This window comes from Plantibacter flavus, from assembly GCF_002024505.1.
Lineage (GTDB): Bacteria > Actinomycetota > Actinomycetes > Actinomycetales > Microbacteriaceae > Plantibacter > Plantibacter flavus_A.
On record NZ_CP019402.1, the window covers coordinates 3,404,388 to 3,427,751 of the forward strand.

Below are 23,364 nucleotides of genomic sequence, written 5' to 3' on the forward strand. Positions count from 1 at the left end.
CGTCCGCCGCCCGATCCGCCACTCGCCCGATCTCCACCAGCCGCATCCGCATCCCCGAGGAGTCATCACCATGCACGACACCGACCACAGCACCGGCACGATCGACCGCACCACCCCCGCCAGGTCGCGCACCGACGATTCGGACAGCGTCCGCGGACGTATCGACGACGCCGACGGCAGCGGCAACAGCAGCAGCGTGGGCCACGGCGGCGACACCGTCACGCCCGCAGGTCACACCGGCGACGCCGCGTCCGATGCGGGACGTGCCGCCGTTCCGACCCTCGACGAGGTCGCCGCGGCAGCAGGCGCGGCCTCCTCCGAGCTCGCATCCACTGTGCCCTCGACCCGCGCCGCCTGGCTCGAGGCCGTCGCCGACGCCCTCGACGGACGGGTCGACGAGCTCGTCGCACTCGCCGACGAGGAGTCCCACCTCGGGACCACGCGCCTCACGGGCGAGGTCGCGCGGACGACGGGCCAGCTGCGGCTGTTCGCCGCCGTCCTCCGCGACGGCGCATTCCTCGAGGTCGTCATCGACCACGCCGATACCTCCACCACCCCGCCCAAGCCGGAGCTGCGACGCATGCTCCGGCCGACGGGTCCGGTCGCGGTCTTCAGCGCGTCCAACTTCCCGTTCGCGTTCTCGGTCGCCGGTGGCGACACGGCATCAGCCCTGGCTGCCGGATGTCCGGTCATCGTGAAGGCGCACTCCGCCCACCCGCGGCTTTCGCGACTGACCGCGGCGATCGTCACCGAGGCGTTGCGCTCGGCCGGCGCCCCGGACGGCACGTTCGCGCTCGTCGAGGGTCGTGAGCAGGGCACCGCCCTCGTGCAGCACCCGGCGATCACCGCGGTCGGGTTCACCGGCTCACTCGCCGGCGGGCGCGCACTGTTCGACCTCGCGTCGCAGCGGCCGGCCCCGATCCCGTTCTACGGCGAGCTCGGCAGCACGAACCCGGTCGTCATCACCGAGGCCGCACTGCAGGGCGAGGCGGCAGGTGAACTCGCGCGCGGACTGGCGGCGTCGTTCACCCTCGGTGTGGGGCAGTTCTGCACGAACCCCGGTCTCGTGCTCGTGCCGAGCGGCAGCGGGTTCGCCGAGCTCGTCGCGCAAGCCGCGGCGGACACCGTCGCCGGGCGCATGCTGACGCCGGGCATCGCCGAGGCGTACGCCGCGGGCACCGCTCGCGCCGCCGGTCATCCCGGGGTGCGGACGCTCCTCGGCGACGGGACGGCGGCTGCGGATTCCGGCGTTCCGACCGTCCTCGCGACCACCGCCGTGACGGTCCTCGACGCGCCCGACGTCCTGCTCGAGGAGATCTTCGGGCCGGCGACGCTCGTCATCGAGGTCGTGGACGACGCCGAGCTGCACGCGGTCCTGGCCGAGGTCGGTGGCGCGCTCACGGCGACCGTGCACGCGGCGCCCGGTGAGGACATCGCCGGTCTCGTGTCGCGGCTCGAGCCGATCGCCGGGCGAGTGCTCTTCGGGGGCTGGCCGACGGGTGTCGCGGTCGGCTGGGCGCAGCACCACGGCGGACCGTGGCCGGCGACGACCTCGCTCCACACCTCGGTGGGCGCGTCGGCGGTGCGCCGCTTCCAGCGTCCGATCGTCTACCAGGACGCCCCCGAGCGCGTGCTCCCCGAAGCCCTGCACGAGGCGAACCCGCTCCGTCTCCCCCGCCGCGTCGACGGCGTCCCGGAGCTCCCCGCCGCAGCCCGCGCCTGACCGCCGTCCTGCCCGTCCCCGACTCAGGACTCCCCCGGCGCGCCGCCCCAGCCCAGCCCCGACACACCGGACATCTCCTGAGTTGGGGACGGGGCCACCACCCACACCCACCCACGTTCACAATTCAGGACGCACCCGGCGCGCCACCCCGGCCAGGCCCGTCCCACACCCCAACACGCCGCACCCGTCCTGAATTGCGAACACCGAAACCACCGTCCCCAACTCAGGACTCCCCCGGCGCGCCGCCCCAGCCCGGGCACGACACACCGGACATCTCCTGAGAAGGGGACACCCCACCACCCACACCCACCCACGTTCACAATTCAGGACACACCCGGCGCGCCACCCGCCCCAGCACCCGCCCCACACCCCAACACGCCGCACCCGTCCTGAATTGCGAACACCGCGACCACCGTCCCCAACTCAGGACTCCCCCGGCGCGCCGCCCCAGCCCAGCCCCGACACACCGGACATGTCCTGAGTTGGGGACGGGACCAGGGCCGGTCAGGCGAGGGCGGCGGCGAGCCAAGCGCGCAGCTCGGCCTGCATCGAGGCCGACCAGCTGTGCGGTTCGTCATGGAACGTGCCCGTGTAGGCCGAGCGCTCGCCACCGGACCGGTACCGCTCAGTGAGCATCGCGTGGGCATCACGCATGCCGGCCGGCTCGAAGAGCTCGTCGCGCTCGGCGTACTGGACGAGGAGCGGCAAACGGGGGCGCAGGGATGCGAGCTCCGGCCAGTCGCCGACCCGTGACAGGCCTGGCGACAGGAACGTCCACGAGTGCTGATCGGCATGCCCGTCGAGCACCCCGTCGAACGTCGACATCATCGCGACCACGCCGGCAGCGCGGATCCGGTCGTCCATGGCTGCGAGCAGAACGGCCCGGGCACCGCCGCCGGAGAGACCGAAGCACGAGACGGCTCCGGAACGGACCCCGGGCGCGGCCGCCAGCTGATCGAGCGCGATGAGGTCGTCGCGGAGCACGAGACCGGCGAGCGACGTGCCCAGGACGCCCAGCTCCTTCGCGAGCTGCGGCTCGTTGGCCCCCGCGAGAAGCTCGGACCGCTGCCCGGGCGACACCGCCGCGGGCTGCTCCCCGCGTTGCACCGACGCGAACCGACGACCGGCGAGCTGCAGGTCGACGGTCCGATGGAAGCGTTCGGCGACGGCCTCGTCCGGGTTCCGCCGTGATCCCCACCCGAACGCGTCGTGCACGAGCACGGCGAACCCGTCACGCGCGAGGTCGGACGCGACGGCGCGGCCCCCGTAGTAGCGGTCGCGGAACGCCTGCAACTCCTCCCGTGACACGGACGTCGTGGCAGGGACACCGTCGGGTCCGTCCGCGAGCTTCTCCCGTCCGACGCGCGTGAAGCCGCCGTGGTCGTGCAGCGCCAGCGCGCCCGGGAGCGGGCTCGTCTCGCCGGCCGGACGCAGGAGCCACGCCGACGTCGGCACACCGAACCCGGTCGACCAGCGGAGTTCGATCCCGTCGACGCCGTCGCGGGTCCAGCGGCCGAGCTCCTGGGGCGGCTCGGGCTGCACCGGTCGTGGGAGCACACCGAGGACCTCGGCGAGGCGCGTGCGCGTGGTGTCGAGTGATCCGTCTGCGGTACTGATGCCCCGGATCGACTCTCTGAACCGGGCGGCGAGCGCCCGCAGACCGGGGTCGCGGCCGGGTGGAGGTGCGAACGACCTGGCGCGCACGTCGACACCCTCGTCGGGCGAGGATGGGGCGGTCGTCGGGCGCACTTCGACAGGCTCAGTGACCGGAACGGGCTCGGTGACCGGGAGGGGTCCGGCGACCGGGACAGACTCAGCGGCCGGGACAGACTCAGCGATCTGGGCGGCCTCGGTCACCCGCTCAGCGGCCGGGATCGACCCGACGTCCGAGTCGGCGCCGGCGCCGGCATCCGGGCCGGAGCTCACGGCGCGATCGTCGCGACCGGACGCCCGGTCAGCAGTGACTCGTTCCCGGCGATGCCGACCGAGATCGCCCGCACGCCGTCGTCGTAGCCGGCGGGGCGTCCCAGTTCGTCCTCGGTGACGCGGTCGAACAGGTGCCGTAGCAGGAACGCGTCGCCGCCGCCGTGTCCGCCGACGCCCTCGGGAATCTCGATCTCGCGGGCCTCCTCCCAGTGGCGTTGCAGCACGAGGCGTTCTCCGCGCGAACGCACCGGAGCGACGGACGCGGCGCCGTCCGCGGTCTCGCCGTCGCCGCTCAGGCTCGGGTCGAGGACGACGCGCCCGTCGGCCCCCACGAGCACGGCGGCGCGCTCCACGACCTCGAGCTCGACCCTGCCCTCCGTCCCGTTGATGGAGACGCGGTACCCCTCCCACGGCGCGTGGGCGTTCAGGGAGTAGCTGAGCGAGGCGCCCCCGTCGTACTCGACGAGGACGGACAGGTTGTCCTCGATGTCGATCCCGGGCGAGAAGACGTCGCGGTCGCGCAGGTATCCGTCGTGCTGCTCGGCCCGCAGGTAGAGCGACTCGAGCCGCGGGTCGTCACGCAGGTCGAGGGCGAACGGGTCGTTCGGGCGATCGCGAGCCGCCGCCTCGGCGTCGTCCGGTACCGATCCACGTCCCGGACGCGCAGCGAGCCCGCGTTCGGCCGCGTTGGCATCGCCGTAGAAGCGGAGGCCGCCGGTGGCGTAGACGGAGGCCGGCCGAGCCCCGATCCACCAGTTGACGAGGTCGAAGTGGTGCGACGCCTTGTGGATGAGGAGGCCGCCGGAATGCTCCTTCTCACGGTGCCAGCGGCGGAAGTAGTCGGCGCCGTGCACGGTGTCGAGCACCCACTCGAAGTGCACACCCGTCACCCGTCCGATCCCACCGTCCTGCACGATGCGGCGCAGCTCCGAGTTCCGCGGACTGTAGCGGTAGTTGAAGGTCGTGACGACGTTCCGGCCGCTCTCGGCGACGGCCGCCGCGATGCGCTCGACGCCCTCGCGGTCGATGGTGAGCGGCTTCTCGACGACGACGTCGGCACCGGCGAGGAGCGCGCGGGAGACGATCTCGGCGTGCGTGAAGTCGGGGGTCGTCACGATCACCCGGTCGACGCGCTGCTCGGCGATCATCCGCTCGACGTCGTCCGGGCCGTATCGAGCCGGCAGCGGGACACCCTGCTCGGCGAGGACCCCCTCGTAGTGGTCGAGCCGACCGGGGTTGCTGTCGCTCCAGGCGACGAGCTCGGCGACGTCGGCGTGTGGGCCGACGATGGCGTCGAGGTACATCTGCGAGCGGTGTCCGGTGCCGATGAGGGCGTAGCGTTCGCGGGTCGTGGTCATTCGCGTGGATCCTTCCGGGTCGGTGCGGCGGGCGTTGCGATGGGCGCGCTGTCGTGGTGATCGGAACGGCCCGAACGCGAGCGTTCGAGTGCGTCGCGACCGGATGCGGCGAGCGCCACAGCCCGGCCGTCACCGGCTGCCCCGTCGGCGACGACGACGGCGTAGCGGAACTCGAGGGTCTCGTCGGCTCCGAACGGCAGCTCCTCGCTGAAGAAGGGGGCCGGGCAGAGTCCGGCGAACTCCTCGGTGCGCGCGAACCACTGCGGCGGGTGCGCGGGGTTCCGGACGTCGTCGACGATGACGATGCTCGACGCCACGGCCGTTCCGTCGTGGAGGCCGGTGAACCCCATCCACGCGTGGCGGGTGCCGCGCAGCTCCTCGCCGCCGCTCCCGTCGGGGGTGTGGAGGGTGCCGCCGGTGAAGGATCGTGGGCCGCGCCAGAAGAGCCCGCCGTAGCCGGCGTTCTCCCGACCCTTCGTCGTGGGCGACCCGATCGACAGGTCCCGGCCGGAGACGTTGCGCATCCGGGTCTCGAAGGTCAGCGTCCAGTCCCCGGCGGCCGGTCGCACCGTGAGCGCGCGTTCCTCGTCGACGACGTGCCGACCGTCCTCCGTGATCCAGGTGAGCGTGTGCGCGAACCGCACCTCGCCCGGGTCGGCACGGACGTCCGTGACCGCGACGTGCTCGGAGCGGCCGTTGTTCGCGAGTTGTTCGTAGGCGGTCCCGGTGAAGGTCGGGCCGCCCCAGAAGTTGTCGTCGCCGACGTGCGGGAGTGCCCACGCGATCCCGGTGTGCCAGACGTGGTCGTGCGGTCTGGCCAGCGTCACGAGCGCGCCACCTGCCGTGCGCACCGGGTGGAGGTACGGCTTCGGCGATTCGCGCTGGACCGTGTCCGGACGGTAGGTGTACCGCAGGATGTCGATCCCGTCGAGATGCACGGTGACGGCCGAACCGACCTCGTGCGTCAGCGCGAGACCGGTCGGACGGGTGCGGTGGTCGGTCGTCACGGGATCCCCTCGGATGAAGCGGTGGTGGAGCTGCCGGTCGACCGGCTCGGGGAACGGACGTCGTTCCCCGAGCCGGTCGAGGGCTGTGGCCGGGTCAGCCGGCGGCGACCGCGGCCTTGAGGTCCTTGATGAACCCCTCGGCGGCCTGATCGGGCGTGTTCTTCCCGAAGAGGACCTGCTCGGTGTACTGCTTCACGAGCGCCTCGATCGCGCTGCCACCGGCGGGCGTGACGGTCGGCGGCTCACCGATGTCGTCGGCGAGCCCGTCGAGGAACTCGACGACCGCCTGGTCGGTCTCTGCCAGCTTCGGCGTGATGTACTCGCGGATCTTCGTGTTGGCCGGGACGCCGCGCTCGGTGAGGAGCGAGTCGGCCGCGGTCTCGCTGTTGGCGAGGAAGTCGATGAACAGCGCCGCCTCGGCGGGGTGCTCGGTCCGGGCGGACGCCGACCAGTACATCGACGGCTTGTAGTACGCCGACTCGTCGGCCCCACCGTCGACGGTCGGGATCCGGAGGAGTTCGAGCGGCGAACCGCTCGCCTCGGTCAGGGCCGTCAGCTGGCTGTTCCACCAGGGGGCGAACGCCGCGGCGTTGGTCGCGGTGAAGGATTCGGCGAGCCCACCGGCCTGCTTCTCGACGATCGCGGACGCCGGCGGCGTCGCACCGTCGTTCACGAGCTCGAGCAGGTACGTCCACCAGGAGGCGAGCGTCTCCGGCTTGATGGACACCTCGCCCTTGTCGTTGTACAGCTCGTCGCCGTGCTGACGGGCCCAGTTGTTCAGGCCACCGTCCTCGAAGCCGAAGGGCTGGAAGCCGTAGACCGATCCGCCACCGGCTGCCGAGACCTGCTCGCTCAGCACGGTGAAGTCGTCCCAGGTCCAGGTCTCGTCGTCGGGCATCTCGATGCCGGCCGCGGCGAGCAGGTTCGGGTTCACGACGATGGAGTAGCTCGTGATCCCCGAGGGGATGCCGTAGAGCGAATCGTTGACCGTGCCGGACGTCAGCGTCTCCTTGGGGAAGTCTCCGAGGTCGAGGTGGTCGGTCACGGTGTTGAGGTCGAGGAGCGCGCCGCGGTCGCCGTAGGTGGCGATGTACTTCTCGTCCATCTGGATGATGTCGGGGGTGTCGTTCGCCGCCGTCTCGGTGGCGAGCTTGTCCCAGTACCCGGCCCAGTCCGTGAACTGCGGCTCGATGGTGATGTTCGGGTGTTCCTTCTCGAAGGCCGCGATGACCTCCTGCGTGGCCGCCGTGCGGGCGTCGTTGCCCCACCAGGTGAAGCGGAGGGTGACGGGCTCGTCGGACAGTTCGGTGGCGGCGTCGCCTCCGGCGCTGCAGCCGGCGAGGAGGAGGGCGGCGACGGCTCCCGTCGCGATGAAGCCGGCGGCTCTGCCGTGCTTGCTGATGCTCATGCTGTTCCCTTTCGAATCGATCGATCCGGATCCGATGCTGCTGGATCCGGTGGTGCTGGGTCTGGTGCTGGTGGTCTGGTGCGGGTGCTGCGGTGGTGCGGGTCGGTGGGTCGTGCCTCACTTGCCGCCGGTCGTCGCGATGCCCTTCAAGAGGAACCGCTGACCGAACAGGAAGACGAGGAAGATCGGCAGGAGCGAGACGACACTCATGGCGAACATCGGCCCCCACGAGGTGGACGATTGTGCGTCCATGAACGCCCGGAGTGCGAGCGGCACCGTGTACATCTCCGGTTTCGTCAGGTACAGGAGCTGACTGAAGAAGTCGTTCCAGGTCCAGATGAAGGTGAAGATGGCGGTCGTCGCGAGCGCCGGCACCATGAGCGGCAGGATGATGACCCCGAAGATGCGGGGGTGGCCGCAACCGTCGATGCGGGCCGCCTCGTCGAGTTCCTTCGGGATGCCGCGGATGAACTGCACCATGAGGAAGACGAAGAACGCGTCGGTCGCGAGGATCTTCGGCAGGATCAGCGGCAGGTAGGTGTTCACGAAGCCGAGCTGGGAGAACATGATGTACTGCGGCACGATGATGACGTGGATCGGCAGCATGAGCGTCATGAGCATCGCCGCGAACCACCAGCGCTTACCGCTGAACTTCAGCCGGGCGAAGGCGTAGGCGGCCATCGAGCAGGACACGAGGTTGCCGACGATGCAGCCGAGGACGATGAGCACGGAGTTCAGCAGGAAGACGTGGAACGGCTCCGAGAGGGTGTTCCAGCCCTCGCTGTAGTTGCTCACCTCGAAGCTGTCGAGGACGATGCCGGGGTTCCGGAAGATCTCCTCCGTCGGGCGGAGCGAGGAGACGACGAGCCAGATCACCGGGTAGAGCATGATGAAGCCGACGAGGATGAGGCCGATGTGCTTCAAGACCGACTTCCAGGGCGACCAGCCCCGAGCGCGGCGGTACTGGCGTTCGGCCTCCTTGGCCTCGCGACTGCGGTTCTTGCTGTCCGTCGTGATGGACCGTGTGGTCAGCGTGTCAGTCATCGTAGTTCACCCAGTATTTCGAGGCCCAGAAGTTGATCGCGGTGAAGACTCCGATGATGAGGAGCAGGAACCAGGCCATGGCCGAGGCGTAGCCCATGTCGAAGTTCGAGAAGCCGCGGTTGTAGAGGTACAGCGTGTAGAACAGCGTCGAGTCGGCCGGGCCGCCCGTTCCGCCCGACACGATGAAGGCCTGCGTGAAGGCCTGGAACGCGTGGATGATCTGCAGCACGAGGTTGAAGAAGATGATCGGGGTGAGCAGCGGCAGGGTGATCTTGGTGAAGCGCTGCCACTTCGTCGCGCCGTCCATCTGCGCCGCCTCGTGGTACATCACGGGGATCTGGCGGAGACCGGCGAGGAAGATCACCATCGGTGCGCCGAAGGTCCACACGTTGAGCGTGATGAGGGTCGAGAGGGCGGTCGAGGGGTCCGCGATCCAGCTGCGCCCCTCGATCCCGAAGATCGCGATGAACTGGTTCACGAGGCCTTCGCCGCCGAACACCTGCTTCCACAGCACCGCGATGGCGACGGAGGAGCCGAGGAGCGACGGCAGGTAGTACACGGACCGGTAGATCGCGAGGCCACGGAGACCGCGGTCGAGCAGGGCGGCCAGGGCCAGTGCCGCGGCGAGCTGGAGCGGCACCGAGACGAAGACGTACACGAAGGTGACGCCGAGCGAGTTGTGGAGCCGCTCGTCGCCCATCATGCGGATGAAGTTGTCGACGCCGATGAACTTCGGCGCCTGCAGCAGGTTGTACTTCGTGAAGGACAGCGCGAGCGAGGCGACCATCGGGCCGACGGTGATGACGGCGAGTCCGATGAGCCACGGGAGGAGGAACAGGTAGGCGGCCTTGTTGTCGCGGCGGTTGTCCTTCTTGATGAAGGCCTTCTCGGCCGCCGTCTGCGGGCGTTTGCCGGCGCTGAGCTTGCGGAGCTCGCCGAGCGCGCTCACCGAACACCCCTCGCGAGTGTCGTCCTGGGCGCTCCTGGAGTTGCACGGACCACGTCGGACCTCCTTGTCGATCGTCGTTGATGACTTCCCGGAAAGCGTTTCCCGGCTGAGCTGCATCAAGTTCTATCACGGCCTCATCGGACGATGCAACGATTCAATCCGCATCCGTGTTCGATCCGTGATCACCTGTGACCGAATCGGTTCGAACCCTTGCCTTGGCCCCGCACGCCGTTCTACAGTGACCCGGTAAACGCTTTCCGGACGAGTCGCGGCCGCCGGGACCGGAACACGAACCAGAGGGAGAGCCACCGTGTCAGAGCAGACCATCGGGATCATCGTCAACGGCGCCACCGGGCGCATGGGCTACCGGCAGCACCTCGTGCGGTCGCTGCTGGCCATCCAGGAGCAGGGCGGCGTGCAGCTGTCCGACGGCACGCGCCGCCAGATCGAGTTGATCCTCGTCGGCCGCAACCAGGCGACCCTGGACGAGCTCGCCACACGGCACGGCATCGAGCACACCTCGACCGACCTCGACGCGGTCCTCGCCGACCCCCGCTGGGACGTCTACGCCGACTTCCTCGTCACGAAGGCCCGCGCGACAGCGCTGCGCAAGGCGATCGCGGCCGGCAAGACCATCTACACGGAGAAGCCGACGGCGGAGTCCTTCGAGGAGGCGCTGGAACTCGCGCGCCTCGCCGCCGAGGCGGGCGTGAAGAACGGCGTCGTGCACGACAAGCTCTACCTGCCGGGGCTGCGCAAGCTCAAGCGCCTCATCGACTCGGGCTTCTTCGGTCGGATCCTCTCCGTCCGTGGCGAGTTCGGCTACTGGGTGTTCGAGGGCGACTGGCAGCCGGCGCAGCGCCCGAGCTGGAACTACCGGGCCGAGGACGGCGGCGGCATCGTCGTCGACATGTTCCCGCACTGGAGCTACGTGCTCGAGAACCTCTTCGGTCGGGTCGAGTCCGTGTACGCGAAGGCCACGACGCACATCCCCGAGCGCTTCGACGAGCGGGGCGAGGCCTACGCGGCCACCGCGGACGACGCCGCCTACGGGGTCTTCGAGCTCGAGGGCGGCGTGATCGCCCAGCTCAACTCCAGCTGGACGGTCCGCGTCGACCGCGACGAGCTCGTGCAGTTCCAGGTCGACGGCACGCATGGCTCCGCGGTGGCGGGCCTCTTCGGCTGCAAGGTGCAGCCGCGGAACGTCACCCCGAAGCCGGTGTGGAACCCCGACCTCGCCGACGACCACGACTACGCGGGCGACTGGCAGGACGTGCCGACGAACGACGTGTTCGAGAACGGGTTCAAGACGCAGTGGGAGGAGTTCCTGCGCCACGTCGTCGAGGACGGCCCCTACGAGTACGACCTGCTCGCCGGTGCGCGCGGCGTCCTGCTCGCCGAGCTCGGCCTCGAGAGCTCGCGCACCGGCCGCCGCCTCGACCTGCCCGAGGTGAGGCTCGGAGGCACGAGCGACACCCCCGGCGCGGACGAGGAGCTGGCGTCGCTCGAGGCCTCGGTCGCACGATGACGTCCGTCCCGCTGCTCTCGACCGACGGCACGGTCACCGCGCTGGAGCTCCGCGAGCCCGTCGTGGCCGAGCGCCCGACCACTCCCCTGACGAGCCGCACCGCCTACGCCGCCGCGCACGTCGTCCCGAAGCCTTGGGCGGAGAACGTGCCGGGTGCGCCGGCCGAGCTCGACTGGGACGCGACGCTCGCCTACCGCCACCATGTGTGGTCGTACGGCCTCGGCGTCGCGGACGCGATGGACACCGCCCAGCGGAACATGGGACTCGACACCACCGCCACGCGCGAGCTGATCACCCGGAGCGCCGCGGAGGCCGCCTCCGTCGGCGGTGCGCTCGTCGTCGGTGTCAACACCGACCACCTCAGCGACGAGACCGTCTCACTCGACGCGGTCGCCGACGCCTACCTCGGACAACTCGCGTTCGCCGAGGACGCGGGCGCCGGGACCGTGATCATGGCCAGCCGACACCTTGCGAGGGCCGCTCAGTCCGCCGACGACTACCGTCGCGTCTACGACCGGGTCCTGTCGGCGGCGCAGGCGCCCGTGGTCCTGCACTGGCTCGGCACGGCGTTCGACCCGAGCCTCGAGGGCTACTTCGGCGCAAGCGACGTCGCCGAAGCCTCGGACACCCTGCTGCGCATCATGACCGACCACGTCGACCACGTCGCCGGAGTCAAGATGAGTCTTCTCGACGCCGATGCGGAGATCGCCGTCCGGCGTCGCCTCCCGGCCGGCACGACGATGTTCACCGGGGACGACTTCAACTACGTCGATCTCATCGCCGGTGACGCCGTCGGACACTCCGACGCCCTGCTCGGGGCGTTCACCGCGATCGCCCCGGCCGCCTCCGCCGCGATCCAGGCGCTCGACGCCGGCGACCCGGCCGCCTACGAGCGGATCCTCCGACCGACCGAGGCCCTGTCGCGCCAGATCTTCGCCGCGCCGACCTACTACTACAAGACGGGTATCGCCTTCCTCAGTTGGTTGAACGGTCACCAGCCGGCGTTCTCGATGGTCGGCGGCCTGCACGCAGCCCGGAGCCTGCCGCACCTGTCGGAGATCGTGCGCCTCGCCGACGCGGCCGGCGCGCTCGAACACCCGGAACTCGCCGCCGAGCGCTGGACGGGCCTGCTGCGCACGGCCGGTGTCGTCGGCACGCTGACCGCTGCGGGAGGAACCCGATGAGCACCACCGCCCTTCGACAAGCTCAGGGACCGGCGGGACAGGGTCAGGGACCGGCGGGACAGACTCAGGGACCGGCGGGCGGCAGCACCACCCCGCACCCGCGGCTCTCGGTCAACCAGGCCACGATCAAGTACGCCACCCTCCCGGAGGCGGTCGCGGCCGTCACCGCGGCCGGCGTCACGAGCTTCGGCGCCTGGCGCGAGCCGGTGCAGGAGTACGGCGTCGCCGCCTCGGCGAGCCTCCTGACGGACAGCGGCCTGCGTGTCTCCAGCCTGTGCCGTGGTGGCTTCTTCACCATGCCCGAGGGGTCGGCTCGCCGGACGTCGATCGACGACAACCGGATCGCGATCGACGAGGCCGCCGCCCTCGGCGCTCCGGCCCTCGTCCTCGTGGTCGGCGGCCTCCCGGCCGGGTCCCGCGACCTCCTCGGCGCCCGCGAACTCGTCCGCGACGCGATCGGCGAGCTCACCGACCACGCCCTCGAGTCCGGCGTGCAGCTCGCCGTCGAGCCGTTGCATCCGATGTACGCCTCGGACCGCGCGGTCGTCTCGACCCTCGGTCAGGCCCTCGACATCGCCGAGCAGTTCGCTCCGGAGGCCGTCGGGGTGGTCGTCGACACCTTCCACATCTGGTGGGACCCGCAGGTGCTCGAGCAGATCGCCCGCGCTGGTGCGACCGGTCGGATCTCCAGCTACCAGGCGTGCGACTGGGCGACACCGCTCGCCGCGGACGTCCTCCTCTCCCGGCACTATCCGGGTGACGGCGTCGTCGACTTCGGCTCGCTCACCCGTGCCGTCGAGGCGGCGGGCTACACGGGTGACATCGAGGTCGAGCTCTTCAACCAGGACATCTGGGACAGCCCGTTCCAGCAGGTGGTCGATCGCACCGTCGACGCGTTCCGGGCGACGGTCGTCCCGCACCTCGACCACGACGACGACGCGATCCACCACGCCTGATCGCCGCGGCCGCCCTGTGGCAGAGTGTGTCTCAGCAGCCGCCAGTACGAAGGAGCGCCATGTCGGTCGACGAGCACCGGTCGACGCCGGTCCCACCGACGCTGCACGACGTCGCCCGTGAGGCGGGGGTCTCCCTCGCCACCGCGTCGCGCGCGCTCAACGGGAGCACGCGGACGGTCAACGAGACGTTCCGTCGGCGGGTCCTCGACGCCGCACTCCGGCTGAACTACACGCCGAACCTGTCGGCCCAGGCCGTCGCGAAGGGCCTGTCGTCGACGATCTCGCTGCTCGTCAGCGACATCGCCGACCCGTATTTCTCGTCCATCGCGGCCGGGGCCATCCGCGCGGCCGACGAGCAACGCATCGCCACGACCATGGCCGTCACGCACCGCGACCACGAGCGCGAACTCGAACTCGTGCGGGTGCTCCGCGGACAACGGCCACGCGCCATCATCCTGACGGGTAGTCGCTGGGACGTGGTCGCTTCGGAGCACCGACTGTCGGATGAGCTCGCGGCCTACGAGTCCACGGGCGGACGCGTCGTCCTCGTCTCGCAGCGGACGCTCCCGTTCGCAACGGTGCAGCTCGGCAACGCGACCGGTGCCCGCGAGCTCGCCCGGGAGCTCGTCGGTGCCGGGTACCGCCGCTTCGCCGTCATCGCCGGCGACGACCGCCTGCTCACCTCCCGGGAGCGCGTGAGCGGGTTCGCCGAGGGCTTGGCCGAACACGGCATCGCGATCCACCCGTCGAGGATCGTCCGGGCCGAGTTCACCCGCGACGGCGGGCGCCAGGGGGCCGCCGAGCTCCTGCAGCTGGGACTCGACGACGTCGACCTGATCTTCGCCGTCAACGACGTGATGGCGATCGGCGCGATGTCGGCGTTCCGCGCGGCCGGACTCCGACTTCCCGAGGACCTCGCGGTCGCCGGGTACGACGACATCGCCACCTCCCGCGACGTCACCCCCGCGCTCACCACGGTCGCCGTGCCGCTCGAGGCGGTCGGTGAGCACGCGGTGCGGCTGGCGCTGGACCCGGCGACGGACAGCTCGACGACGGAGCCCGTCGGCGCGACGGTCCTCCTCCGCGAGAGCACGCCCGCGCGCGCCTGACTCGCCAGTCCGTCTCCTCCCCCGGGGCGTTCACCGGGGCACAACTCCTGCAGCTCGCCCCGATCGGGGCGTGCAGCGTCCGACTCAGTGGCCCTGGGGCCATGCAGCAGGAGTTGCGGACAGCAGCACGCCCTGAGCCTGGTGTCCTCGGCAGGGGACACGTTCGCCTCCGCACAGCCGAGGTGCGCACTCGTTCCCGCGCACAACTCCTGCTGAGGGTGGCAAGGCCGCCTGACACCGCGCCGGCAGCCGGGTTCCGGTGCCGTCCAGCAGGAGTTGTGAACGCGGTGAGGCTTCGCCTAGTCGGCGACGTGCTCTTGGAACCAGGGGGTGTAGGCGGCGACCTTGGTGCGGTGGCCGGCGCCGGCGACGAGTCGCTTGACGTGCTCGCGGACGTTGACCGTCGCGACGCCGATCACGGTGACGCGGTCGAACGGGACGGCGTCGGCGACGAGCACCTCGGCGCGGCGGAGGGCCGCGGGGTCATCGTCGGTCGCGAAGCGCTGCACCATGCGGTCGGCGGTCATCGCGTTGGCGCCGATGCTCGTGAGCACGTGGGACGCGTCACCGTCGGCGACCACGACGCGTGCCCGGGAGGGTCGACCGGTGTCGGCGTCGAACTCGCCCGGGTGCACGGCTGCGCCGTCGATGGTGGTGACGAGCACCACGTAGTCGTTGACCGATGACGCGAGCGCCTCGGCGGACAGACGGACGTCGTGCTCACCCGCGCGGATGCCCGCCCAGAGGTCGGCGTCCGGGGTCAGGAAGAACGGGACGAAGTCGGCCGGCGTGAGGTCGTCGGTGCCGGCGAGGACCATCGTGCGTCTCGCTTCGCGGTGGCTCGCGGCGGCGATGTCGACGACCGGCCCGTCGGGGAGCGCCGGTGACGCCACCGGCAGGATGCTGCCGGCCTCGAGGATGCGCTCGAGGTTGCGGATGTGGGTGACGTGGTACAGCCGCTGCTCGCCGACGCGCACGACGGGCAGGGCGGCTGCCGCCTTCGTCACCGTCTTCGTGGTGGCGGCGGTCCGCACGCGGGTCGGCGCCGGCTCGCGGAGCGAGGGGGCGACCGTCGACCGACGGACCTTGGGAGCGGGTGGTTCAGCGACCGGCACCTCGCGGGGCGGCGGCGGGAAGCAGGTCGCGCAGAGGCCGTTGTCGAAACCGTGTTTGCATTCGTCGCTCAAGAGAGTCCTTCTGCAGTCCGGCTCCGAGACACGAGGAGCGGGTCACTGGGGGGACGAGCCGAGACGTACGCATCAAGGGTACGCGGCTTCGGCACCCCTCATGCACGCTGGCGCCGTCAAACGAGACCGCGCTGCGCCCGCAACACCCGGACGCACGAGACGGCGAGCGAGCCGAAGAACACCGCCATCAGCACCGGGAGCAGCCAGGGCGCCATCCACGCGGGCACGCCGAGCCAGGTGGTGAGCGCGACGACGGCGATGAATGCGGCGGTCGCGATCGTCAGATCCCCCAGCAGTCGCGCGCTGGCGTCCAACGTGGCGGCCCTCACCTCCGGACGAGGCGACAGTTGCGTGGACCACGTCGATGCAGCGGCCGGTGGGTGGGGGCCGTCCTCCGATCGGGTCGTTCCGGCGAGCGGCAGGCACGCGGCGATGATCCAGAAGACCGCCACGACCGCGGCGCCGATGATGACCGGCAGCAGGAACCCGCCGAGGCTCTTGGCCGCCCAGGTGTCCGGCTGGAGTTCGGCGTCGACGTGCACCGGCATCGGATCCGGTGCAGACGGATACACCGCCAGGCCGACGACCAGCGTCGCCGCGACGATGACGAGAGCGACGAGATGCGGCCAGACCGGCGTCCGGCGAACGGTTTGCTCCGGGCGAGTGGTCGTCGGGTCCTGCATGGCGCTCCTCGTCTGGGCGAGCGCCACCGATGACGCATGTCGTGACCCGCGGAATATCTGCATCAATCATACCCGGTGCGCGGCGCTCGAGCGCGAGTCCGCCGCCTGGACACTGCAGCGATGCGTGGGCGACGCTACCCCCCACGCACCGCAGCACTACCCAGGCGACGGTGTCTCGGCTCACCCGGTCACGCCTGGCTCCGCTGGTCGGCTCACCCGACGCGCGACGACGACCGCCGCGACACCGGCGACCAGCGCGATCGCGAAGCATCCGGCGAACGCGACCCCGCCGGGAGCGATCCAGCTCAGCCCGGCGAACGCCCCCGAGCCGTCGAGCGCCGTGAACGCCAGCCCGGTCGCCGCGAGCGCGAGGGCACCGCCGATCGCGTCGCCGATCGACATCGCCGCACTGTTGAAGCCCTGCGAGCGCTCGTCGGAGTAGGCGAGCGTCATCACGCTGAGTCGCGGGAACATGAGGCCCATCCCGCCACCACTCACCACCCAGGCGACGATCGGTACCACCGGCGGCAGGCCGACGAGGGCGGCGGACAGGGCGATCGCGACGGCGACCGCGACGAGTGACGACCCGATCTGCACGGCGTTCGCATTCGACAGCCGGTCCCCGAGGCGCCCCTGCAACCAGGACGACAGCGACCACGCGATCGCTCCACCGGTGAGCGCGAGTCCGGCGAGCGCCGGCGTGAGCCCGTGCTCGCGGGTCAGCAGGTAGGGCACGTACACCTCGGCGCCGAAGAACGCGGCGGAGGTCAGTCCGCGCACCAGGATGACCGTCGGGAGCCCTCGGCGCGCGGTGAGCGTGCCGAGCGGGATGAGTGGTCGGAGGGCGAGGATCGCGACGACCGCGCCGACGATCGGCAGCGCCCACGCGGTCCATCCCGAGAACTCCGTCGAGAGGTTGACCGCGAGGACCGCGGCCGCGACGAGCACCGCCCACCCGAGCCGACGCAGCTCCGCGCCCGTCCGCGCGACGGTGGCCGCCTCGCCACCGTCCTCCGCCGACTGCAGCTCGGCGGCCTGCCGCTCGGCGCGTTCGGTTGCGGACGCGCGCAGCATCCGGAGCGCCGGCAGGAGGAGGAGCGTCGCCACGACCACGAGCCCGACCACGCCGAGGAAGACCCAGTGCCAGCTGAACCGCTCGGCGACCACGCCGGCGAGGAACGGCCCGATCAGGGAGGGGACGACCCAGGCGGCCGCGAACCCTGCGAAGATCCGCGGGTGCAGGGCCGGTGGGTAGATGCGGGCGACGAGGACGTACAGGGCGACGGTCATCGCTCCCGAACCGAGGCTCTGGACGAGGCGTCCGGCGACGACGGCCCACATGGTGGTCGCGGTTCCGGCCAGGAGGAGTCCGACGAGGAACAGGACGACGGAGGCGAGCAGCGGCTGGACCGGACCGAGGCGGTCGGCGACCGAGCCCGCGGCGACCATGCCGATGACGCTGACGGCGAGCGGGCCGGCGAAGGCGAGCGCGTAGAGCTGCTCGCCGCCGAGCTCGCCACTCACGAGCGGCATGATCGTCGTGACGGCGAGGGACTCGAAGGCGCCGAGGAACACGAGCGCGCACGCACCGATGGTGACGAGGACGAACCGGCGGCTGAAGATCCCGCGGTCGCGGGGCGTCGGGTCGGCTCCGATCGCGGGCTCGGGGGTCGTCGCTGTGGTCACGAGTCCGAGCCTAGAACCTCAATGCGACTTGAGGTCAAGCGCTGACGAACCCCTGCCCGTTCACCATTCAGGACGTGCCCGGCGCGCCGTCGCCGATCGACGGGCTCGGGCGCAGGGCGCGCCGCAGCCGTCCTGAATTGCGAACGGGCCGGAACGGCCCGCTAGTGCTTGGCGCTCGCCTTCAGGACCTTCGCGAGCGCGCGGTCGAGGTCGGCGATGAGGTCGGCGACGTCCTCGATGCCGACCGACAGCCGGACGACGTTCTCGGGGACAGCCAGCTCCGTGCCCTTCACCGAGGCGTGCGTCATCTGCGCCGGCAGGCCGATGAGCGACTCGACGCCGCCGAGCGACTCGGCGAGTGCGAACAGCTTCGTCTTCTCGACCAGGCGCGTGGCTGCAGCCGGGCCACCGACGAGCGCGAGCGACAGCATGCCGCCGAAGCCGGACATCTGGCGGGCGGCGAGCTCGTGACCGGGGTGGCTCTCGAGGCCCGGGTAGTAGACGCGCTCGACGGCGGCGTGGCCGTCGAGGAACTCCGCGATCGCCTGCGCGTTCGCGCTGTGCTGACGCATGCGCACCGCGAGGGTCTTGATGCCACGCGTCGTGAGCCACGCGTCGAGCGGGGCCGAGACCGCGCCGGCGGCGAACTGGACGAAGCCGAGCTGCTCGGCGAGCTCGTCGTCGTTCATGATGATGGCGCCGCCGAGGACGTCGGAGTGTCCGCCGAGGTACTTGGTCGTCGAGTGCACGACGATGTCGGCCCCGAGCGAGAGCGGCTGCTGCAACGCCGGCGAGGCGAAGGTGTTGTCCACCACGGAGAGCACCTCGTGGCGGTGCGCGAGGGCCGCGAGGGCCGCGATGTCGCTGATCTTCATGAGCGGGTTGCTCGGCGTCTCGACCCACAGCAGCTTCGTGCGGCCCGGGATGATCGCCGCTTCGACGGCGGCGAGGTTGCCGAGGTCCACGACCGTGTGCTCGATCCCCCAGGCGCCGTGCACCCGGTTGATCAGCCGGTAGGTGCCGCCGTAGACGTCGTTCCCGATGACGATGTGGTCGCCGGGGCGGAGCGCCGTGCGGATGAGCGCGTCCTCGGCGGCGAGGCCGGAGGCGAAGGAGAAGCCGTGCTTCGCGCCTTCCAGGGCGGCGAGCTGCGTCTCGAGTGCCGTGCGGGTCGGGTTGGCGGAGCGGCTGTACTCGTAGCCGCCGCGGAGCCCACCCACGCCGTCCTGGACGAAGGTCGACGTCTGGTAGATCGGCGGGATGATCGCCCCGGTGGTGGGGTCGAACTCCTGTCCGGCGTGGATGCTGCGGGTGGCGAAGCCGTGGTCGTGCTTGCTCATGGGTGACTCTTTCGGTTCAGGATTCGGGGAGGTGTCGGGTGGGCGACCGGTCGGACTGGCCCGGTCACCGGGGTCGGGCGCGGTCGGGACATCGCCCCGACTCCGCCCACACGACCTGCATGCCGCCCACGCTCAACCCGCCAGGTAGGTGAGGAGGTCGTGCCGCGTGATGACGCCGATCGGCTTGCCGCCATCGGTGACGAGGAACGCCGGGGCGGAACCGAGCGCCGCGCGCGCCGCCGGGATGGACTCACCGAGGCCGATGAGCGGCAGCGGGTCGCCGACGAACGCGCTCGCGGCGTCGTTCATCTTGGCCGCGCCGCTGAAGACGGCGTCCATGAGGCTCGCCTCGTCGATCGCACCGACGACCTCGCCCATCACCACGGGCGGCTCGGCGCTCAGCACCGGGAGCTGGGAGACGCCGTACTCGGTCATGATGTCGACGACGTCGCGGACGGTGTCGCTCGGGTGCACGTGCACGAGGTCCGGCATCTCCGAGCCCTTGCCGCGGAGGATGTCGCCCACGGTGCGGTCGTCGGCGACCTCGCTGAAGCCGTAGGACTGCAGCCAGGAGTCGTTGAAGATCTTGCCGAGGTAGCCACGCCCGCCGTCGGGCAGGAGGACGACGACCACGGCCGACGCCGGGAGGTCGCGCGCCGCGACGAGGGCGGCCTGGACCGCCATGCCGCTGGAGCCGCCCACGAGCAGTCCCTCCTCGCGGGCAAGGCGACGCGTCATCGCGAACGACTCGGCGTCGGTGACGGCGATGATCTCGTCGGGGATGGAGGGGTCGTAGGCGGTCGGCCAGAAGTCCTCGCCGACGCCCTCGACGAGGTACGGGCGACCGGTGCCGCCGGAGTAGACCGAGCCCTCCGGGTCCGCACCGATGATGCGCACGCCGCCCTCGGAGACCTCCTTGAGGTACTTGCCCGTCCCGGAGATGGTGCCTCCGGTGCCGACGCCCGCGACGAAGTGGGTGATCTCGCCCTCGGTGTCGCGCCAGATCTCGGGACCGGTCGACTCGTAGTGGCTGCGCGGCCCGTTCGGGTTCGCGTACTGGTTGGGCTTGAACGCCCCCGGGATCTCGGCGGTGAGGCGGTCGGACACGCTGTAGTAGGAGTCGGGGCTGTCGGGAGCGACCGAGGTCGGCGTCACCACGATCTCCGCACCGTAGGCGGTGAGCACGTTCCGCTTGTCCTCGCCGACCTTGTCGGGCAGGACGAACACGCAGCGGTACCCGCGCTGCTGGGCGACGAGGGCGAGGCCGACTCCGGTGTTGCCGGAGGTCGGCTCGACGATCGTGCCGCCCGGCTTGAGGTCGCCCGACGCCTCGGCGGCGTCGATGATACGCGTGGCGATGCGGTCCTTCGAGGAGCCGCCCGGGTTGAGGTACTCCACCTTGACGAGCACGGTGGCCGCGATGCCCTCGGTGACCCGGTTGAGCTTGACGAGGGGCGTGTTCCCGATGAGATCGAGCACGGAGTCTGCGTAGTTCATGTCTGCAATCTGTTCCTGTGGTGCGTCACCGCACGACTCTCGCGTGCGTCACCGGATGGCTGGGGCGGCTGAGGCGGCATCCCGGCAGGGACGGTTCAGCGGGGACAGCAGGAACACGACAGGCGGAGACGCATGCAGACCACCCTACCCGGCGAGTGCAGGGAACGCAGCCGGATGACGGGGCCGATCCGGCGTCAGTGGATCACGACGAGTCGCTGCCGCGGACCGAGTGCCGAGACAGCCGAGACCACCAGCCGGACGGCGAGGGTCAGCACCATGAGGACACCGATGACCGTGAGCACGACCGCGGCGAGCAGCAGCACCGCGAGGAGCGCCGGGAGCCGGCGCAACACGAGCTCGACCGGGCGACGACGGGGTGTCCCGTCCGCCCCGGGTGCCTCCAGGTGGCCTTCGCCCGCCATCGCGGCGGCGACGAGTTCGAGCGTGGCACGCGCGCCGGATCCGAGCCGTGCGGTCGAGGTGCGCAGCGCCTGGGACATCACGTGGCCCTTCTCGTCGGATGGATCGGTGTTCGCGGGTGCGAGGACTCGACCGTAGCAGCCGGGTGCCCCGTTCGGGGGTGCCGGAGCCCATTCTGCCAGGCGGGCGTGAACACCCGGTGGCCTTCCGAAGGACGCATGATGGACGCGCACCTGCTCCCTAGACTGGAGGCATGACCGTCTCCGGCCTCTCCACCGTCTCCCAGGACTACCTCAAGACGATCTGGACGACCTCCGAGTGGGCCGACGAGTCGGCCACCGTCAAGCTGCTCGCGGATCGCATGGGCGTCCGTCCCGCGACCGCCTCCGACGCGGTGAAGCGACTCGCCGCCCAGGGACTCGTCGTGCACGAGCCCTACGGCAGCATCGAGCTCACCCCCGCCGGGCAGGCGCATGCGGTCGCGATGGTGCGGCGGCACCGACTCATCGAGACCTTCCTCGTCGAGATGCTCGGCTACGGCTGGGACGAGGTCCACGACGAGGCGGAGATCCTCGAGCACGCGGCGAGCGACACGATGATCGAACGCATCGACGCCGCGCTCGGCCACCCGATCCGCGATCCGCACGGCGACCCGATCCCCTCCGCCGACGGCACCCCGCACCGCCCGGACGCGGTCCGGTTGAACGAGGCTCCGTCCGACAGCCCGTTGACGGTGTGCCGCATCTCGGACGCCGACCCGGAGACCCTCCGACACCTGAGCAGCCTCGGCATCGTCCTCGACACCGAACTGAGCGTCGACGACCACCGTGCGTTCGCGGGCGAACTCGAACTCCGGCTCACCGCGACCGGCACGCGCCTCACGCTCGGCCGCCTCGCCGCCGATGCCGTCTGGGTGACGGTCGCCGCCTGATCGCCGGCAGCTCCTCTCGCCCGTCTTCAGGCGGATGAGCGCTCGTTCGCCCGTCTTCGGGCGGATGAACCGCCGGGCGGATCACCCGAAGAAGGTCAGCACGATGAGCGCGACGTTCAGCGAGACGATGAGTGCGACCACGACCCAGGCGAACACCCGGGTGGCGAGCTGGTCGACATGGACCCCCATGATCCGCCGGTCGCCCGTGTAGCGCACGAGCGGGATGAGCGCGAAGGGGATGCCGAGGCTGAGGAACACCTGGCTCAGCACGAGCGCGGTGGTCGGGTCGATACCCGCCGCCAGGATGACGAGCGCCGGGATGAGGGTGATCACCCGTCGGGCGAGCAACGGGATGCGCACCTTGAGGAGCCCGCCCATGATCGCCGCTCCCGCGTAGGCGCCCACCGAGGTCGAGGCGAGCCCGGAGGCGAGCAGCCCGATGGCGAAGATCACGCCGATGACGGGCCCGAGCGCGGCGGTGATCGCCGCGTGCGCGCCCTCGATCGAGTCCGTCCCGTCGACACCGCCGAGCGATGCGGCCGCGAGCAGCAGCATCGCGATGTTCACCGCTCCGGCGAGGACGAGTGCCGCCGCGACGTCCCAGCGGGTCGCCACGATGAGCCGACGGATGGCACCGTCACTCGTCTGGACGCCGTGCCGGTCCCTGCTGAGCGAGGAGTGGAGGTAGATCGCGTGCGGCATGACCGTCGCGCCGAGCATGCTCGCGGCGAGCAGGACCGTCGCCGTGCCCTCGAACCGTGGCACGATACCTCCGGCCGCGGCACCCCAGTCGACGGGACTGACGAACAGGCCGGCGAGGAATCCGACGGCGATGACGGCGAGGAGCGTCAGGATGGCGAACTCGAAGTGCCGCTGGCCGTACCAGTTCTGCACGGCGAGGAGCACGATCGAGAAGACCCCCACGATGACGCCGCCGAGCACGAGCGGGATCCCGAACAGCAGGTGGAGCGCCACGGCGCCGCCGATCACCTCGGCGAGGTCGGTCGCGGCGGCGACGAGCTCCGCCTGCGCCCAGTAGAGCCGACGCGGCCCGGTTCGCAGTCGTGAGCCGAGCAACTCGGGCAGGCTCTGCCCGGTGACGAGGCCGAGCTTGGCGGAGAGGTACTGGACGAGCACGGCCATCGCGTTCGCGGCGACGAGCACCCACACCAGCAGGTAGCCGTACTGGGCTCCCGCCGTGAGGTTCGCCGCGACGTTCCCGGGATCGACGTAGGCGATCGCCGCCACGAAGGCGGGTCCGAGCAGGAACAGGAGTCGCGGTCCGCGGGGCGCGCGGGTCGTCGGAGCAGCGAGGTCGGTGGTCACGTCGGCTATGTTAGCAACACCGAGCTACATTTGTTAGACGAGGCTAACTCTTGGTTTCACCCGCCGTCTGCTTGGATGAGGCTGAGAATCGACTGCACATCG

Annotated in this window: 19 protein-coding genes; 6 read left to right on the forward strand and 13 right to left on the reverse strand. The window is 70.8% G+C overall.

The features are described 5' to 3' along the window. Positions 1-70: 70 nt before the first annotated feature. Positions 71-1,723 (forward strand): aldehyde dehydrogenase (NADP(+)), encoded by a 1,653-nt coding sequence (locus BWO91_RS15590; RefSeq protein ID WP_079003228.1) that lies wholly within the window; start codon positions 71-73, stop codon positions 1,721-1,723. A 504-nt stretch (positions 1,724-2,227) separates the two neighbouring features. Here BWO91_RS15590 and BWO91_RS15595 read toward each other — a convergent pair. The 6 genes from BWO91_RS15595 to BWO91_RS15620 form a co-directional block, all read right to left on the reverse strand. Then, positions 2,228-3,649, reverse strand: coding sequence for a dienelactone hydrolase family protein (locus tag BWO91_RS15595; RefSeq protein WP_079003229.1), 1,422 nt, complete (start codon positions 3,647-3,649; stop codon positions 2,228-2,230). Next, a complete protein-coding gene (locus BWO91_RS15600; RefSeq protein ID WP_079003230.1) occupies positions 3,646-5,007 on the reverse strand; it encodes a Gfo/Idh/MocA family protein in 1,362 nt (453 codons plus the stop codon). The genes BWO91_RS15595 and BWO91_RS15600 overlap by 4 nt, the downstream gene beginning before the upstream one ends. Then, a complete protein-coding gene (locus BWO91_RS15605; RefSeq protein WP_079003231.1) occupies positions 5,004-6,014 on the reverse strand; it encodes a PmoA family protein in 1,011 nt (336 codons plus the stop codon). Before BWO91_RS15605 ends, BWO91_RS15600 begins: the two co-directional genes overlap by 4 nt. A gap of 94 nt (positions 6,015-6,108) precedes the next feature. Then, entirely contained in the window at positions 6,109-7,422 is a 1,314-nt protein-coding gene (locus tag BWO91_RS15610; protein WP_079003232.1) for an ABC transporter substrate-binding protein, read from the reverse strand. 117 nt (positions 7,423-7,539) lie between these two features. Continuing rightward, entirely contained in the window at positions 7,540-8,466 is a 927-nt protein-coding gene (locus BWO91_RS15615) for a carbohydrate ABC transporter permease (protein ID WP_079003233.1), read from the reverse strand. Then, positions 8,459-9,415 carry a carbohydrate ABC transporter permease gene (locus BWO91_RS15620; protein ID WP_064295713.1) on the reverse strand — a complete coding sequence of 319 codons (957 nt, stop codon included), beginning with the start codon at positions 9,413-9,415 and terminating at the stop codon, positions 8,459-8,461. The genes BWO91_RS15615 and BWO91_RS15620 overlap by 8 nt, the downstream gene beginning before the upstream one ends. 358 nt (positions 9,416-9,773) lie before the next feature. On the opposite strand from BWO91_RS15620, the gene BWO91_RS15625 reads away from it, so the two are divergent. The 4 genes from BWO91_RS15625 to BWO91_RS15640 are packed head-to-tail and all read left to right on the forward strand — an operon-like array spanning position 9,774 to position 14,192. Then, on the forward strand, positions 9,774-10,943 hold the full coding sequence (locus BWO91_RS15625; protein ID WP_079004014.1) for a Gfo/Idh/MocA family protein: 1,170 nt from the start codon (positions 9,774-9,776) through the stop codon (positions 10,941-10,943). Further along, positions 10,940-12,127 carry a dihydrodipicolinate synthase family protein gene (locus tag BWO91_RS15630; RefSeq protein ID WP_071258808.1) on the forward strand — a complete coding sequence of 396 codons (1,188 nt, stop codon included), beginning with the start codon at positions 10,940-10,942 and terminating at the stop codon, positions 12,125-12,127. The genes BWO91_RS15625 and BWO91_RS15630 overlap by 4 nt, the downstream gene beginning before the upstream one ends. Continuing rightward, positions 12,124-13,083 carry a sugar phosphate isomerase/epimerase family protein gene (locus BWO91_RS15635; RefSeq protein WP_079003234.1) on the forward strand — a complete coding sequence of 320 codons (960 nt, stop codon included), beginning with the start codon at positions 12,124-12,126 and terminating at the stop codon, positions 13,081-13,083. The genes BWO91_RS15630 and BWO91_RS15635 overlap by 4 nt, the downstream gene beginning before the upstream one ends. 59 nt (positions 13,084-13,142) lie before the next feature. Then, positions 13,143-14,192, forward strand: a complete 1,050-nt coding sequence (locus BWO91_RS15640) for a LacI family DNA-binding transcriptional regulator (RefSeq protein WP_079003235.1) — start codon at positions 13,143-13,145, stop codon at positions 14,190-14,192. A 299-nt stretch (positions 14,193-14,491) separates the two neighbouring features. Here BWO91_RS15640 and BWO91_RS15645 read toward each other — a convergent pair whose 3' ends face one another. From BWO91_RS15645 to BWO91_RS15670, 6 genes are all read right to left on the reverse strand, one after another. After that, positions 14,492-15,379, reverse strand: coding sequence for a DarT ssDNA thymidine ADP-ribosyltransferase family protein (locus BWO91_RS15645; protein ID WP_079003236.1), 888 nt, complete (start codon positions 15,377-15,379; stop codon positions 14,492-14,494). A 116-nt stretch (positions 15,380-15,495) separates the two neighbouring features. Beyond that, entirely contained in the window at positions 15,496-16,062 is a 567-nt protein-coding gene (locus BWO91_RS15650; protein ID WP_167620515.1) for a DUF1648 domain-containing protein, read from the reverse strand. Between the two features lie 180 nt (positions 16,063-16,242). After that, entirely contained in the window at positions 16,243-17,748 is a 1,506-nt protein-coding gene (locus BWO91_RS15655; RefSeq protein WP_240555543.1) for an MFS transporter, read from the reverse strand. Between the two features lie 161 nt (positions 17,749-17,909). Beyond that, positions 17,910-19,088, reverse strand: coding sequence for a cystathionine gamma-synthase (locus BWO91_RS15660; RefSeq protein WP_079003238.1), 1,179 nt, complete (start codon positions 19,086-19,088; stop codon positions 17,910-17,912). A 132-nt stretch (positions 19,089-19,220) separates the two neighbouring features. Continuing rightward, positions 19,221-20,585, reverse strand: coding sequence for a cystathionine beta-synthase (locus BWO91_RS15665; protein WP_064295706.1), 1,365 nt, complete (start codon positions 20,583-20,585; stop codon positions 19,221-19,223). 194 nt (positions 20,586-20,779) lie between these two features. Further along, complete coding sequence (locus BWO91_RS15670) at positions 20,780-21,088, reverse strand: hypothetical protein (RefSeq protein ID WP_153303515.1); 309 nt, start codon at positions 21,086-21,088, stop codon at positions 20,780-20,782. Positions 21,089-21,258: 170 nt separating this feature from the next. On the opposite strand from BWO91_RS15670, the gene BWO91_RS15675 reads away from it, so the two are divergent. Continuing rightward, positions 21,259-21,936 carry a metal-dependent transcriptional regulator gene (locus BWO91_RS15675; protein ID WP_079003240.1) on the forward strand — a complete coding sequence of 226 codons (678 nt, stop codon included), beginning with the start codon at positions 21,259-21,261 and terminating at the stop codon, positions 21,934-21,936. An 81-nt stretch (positions 21,937-22,017) separates the two neighbouring features. Here the strand turns inward: BWO91_RS15675 and BWO91_RS15680 are convergent, their stop codons facing one another. Beyond that, positions 22,018-23,262: an Nramp family divalent metal transporter gene (locus BWO91_RS15680; protein WP_079003241.1), complete on the reverse strand. Its 1,245-nt coding sequence runs from the start codon at positions 23,260-23,262 to the stop codon at positions 22,018-22,020. Between the last annotated feature and the right edge of the window lie 102 nt (positions 23,263-23,364).

Coding starts and splice junctions, on each gene's coding strand:
- BWO91_RS15590 (WP_079003228.1), top strand. CDS start 71: ATGCACGACACCGACCACAGCACCGGCACGATCGACCGCACCACCCCC.
- BWO91_RS15600 (WP_079003230.1), bottom strand. CDS start 5,007: ATGACCACGACCCGCGAACGCTACGCCCTCATCGGCACCGGACACCGC.
- BWO91_RS15610 (WP_079003232.1), bottom strand. CDS start 7,422: ATGAGCATCAGCAAGCACGGCAGAGCCGCCGGCTTCATCGCGACGGGA.
- BWO91_RS15615 (WP_079003233.1), bottom strand. CDS start 8,466: ATGACTGACACGCTGACCACACGGTCCATCACGACGGACAGCAAGAAC.
- BWO91_RS15625 (WP_079004014.1), top strand. CDS start 9,774: ATGGGCTACCGGCAGCACCTCGTGCGGTCGCTGCTGGCCATCCAGGAG.
- BWO91_RS15630 (WP_071258808.1), top strand. CDS start 10,940: ATGACGTCCGTCCCGCTGCTCTCGACCGACGGCACGGTCACCGCGCTG.
- BWO91_RS15635 (WP_079003234.1), top strand. CDS start 12,124: ATGAGCACCACCGCCCTTCGACAAGCTCAGGGACCGGCGGGACAGGGT.
- BWO91_RS15640 (WP_079003235.1), top strand. CDS start 13,143: ATGTCGGTCGACGAGCACCGGTCGACGCCGGTCCCACCGACGCTGCAC.
- BWO91_RS15650 (WP_167620515.1), bottom strand. CDS start 16,062: ATGCAGGACCCGACGACCACTCGCCCGGAGCAAACCGTTCGCCGGACG.
- BWO91_RS15660 (WP_079003238.1), bottom strand. CDS start 19,088: ATGAGCAAGCACGACCACGGCTTCGCCACCCGCAGCATCCACGCCGGA.
- BWO91_RS15665 (WP_064295706.1), bottom strand. CDS start 20,585: ATGAACTACGCAGACTCCGTGCTCGATCTCATCGGGAACACGCCCCTC.
- BWO91_RS15675 (WP_079003240.1), top strand. CDS start 21,259: ATGACCGTCTCCGGCCTCTCCACCGTCTCCCAGGACTACCTCAAGACG.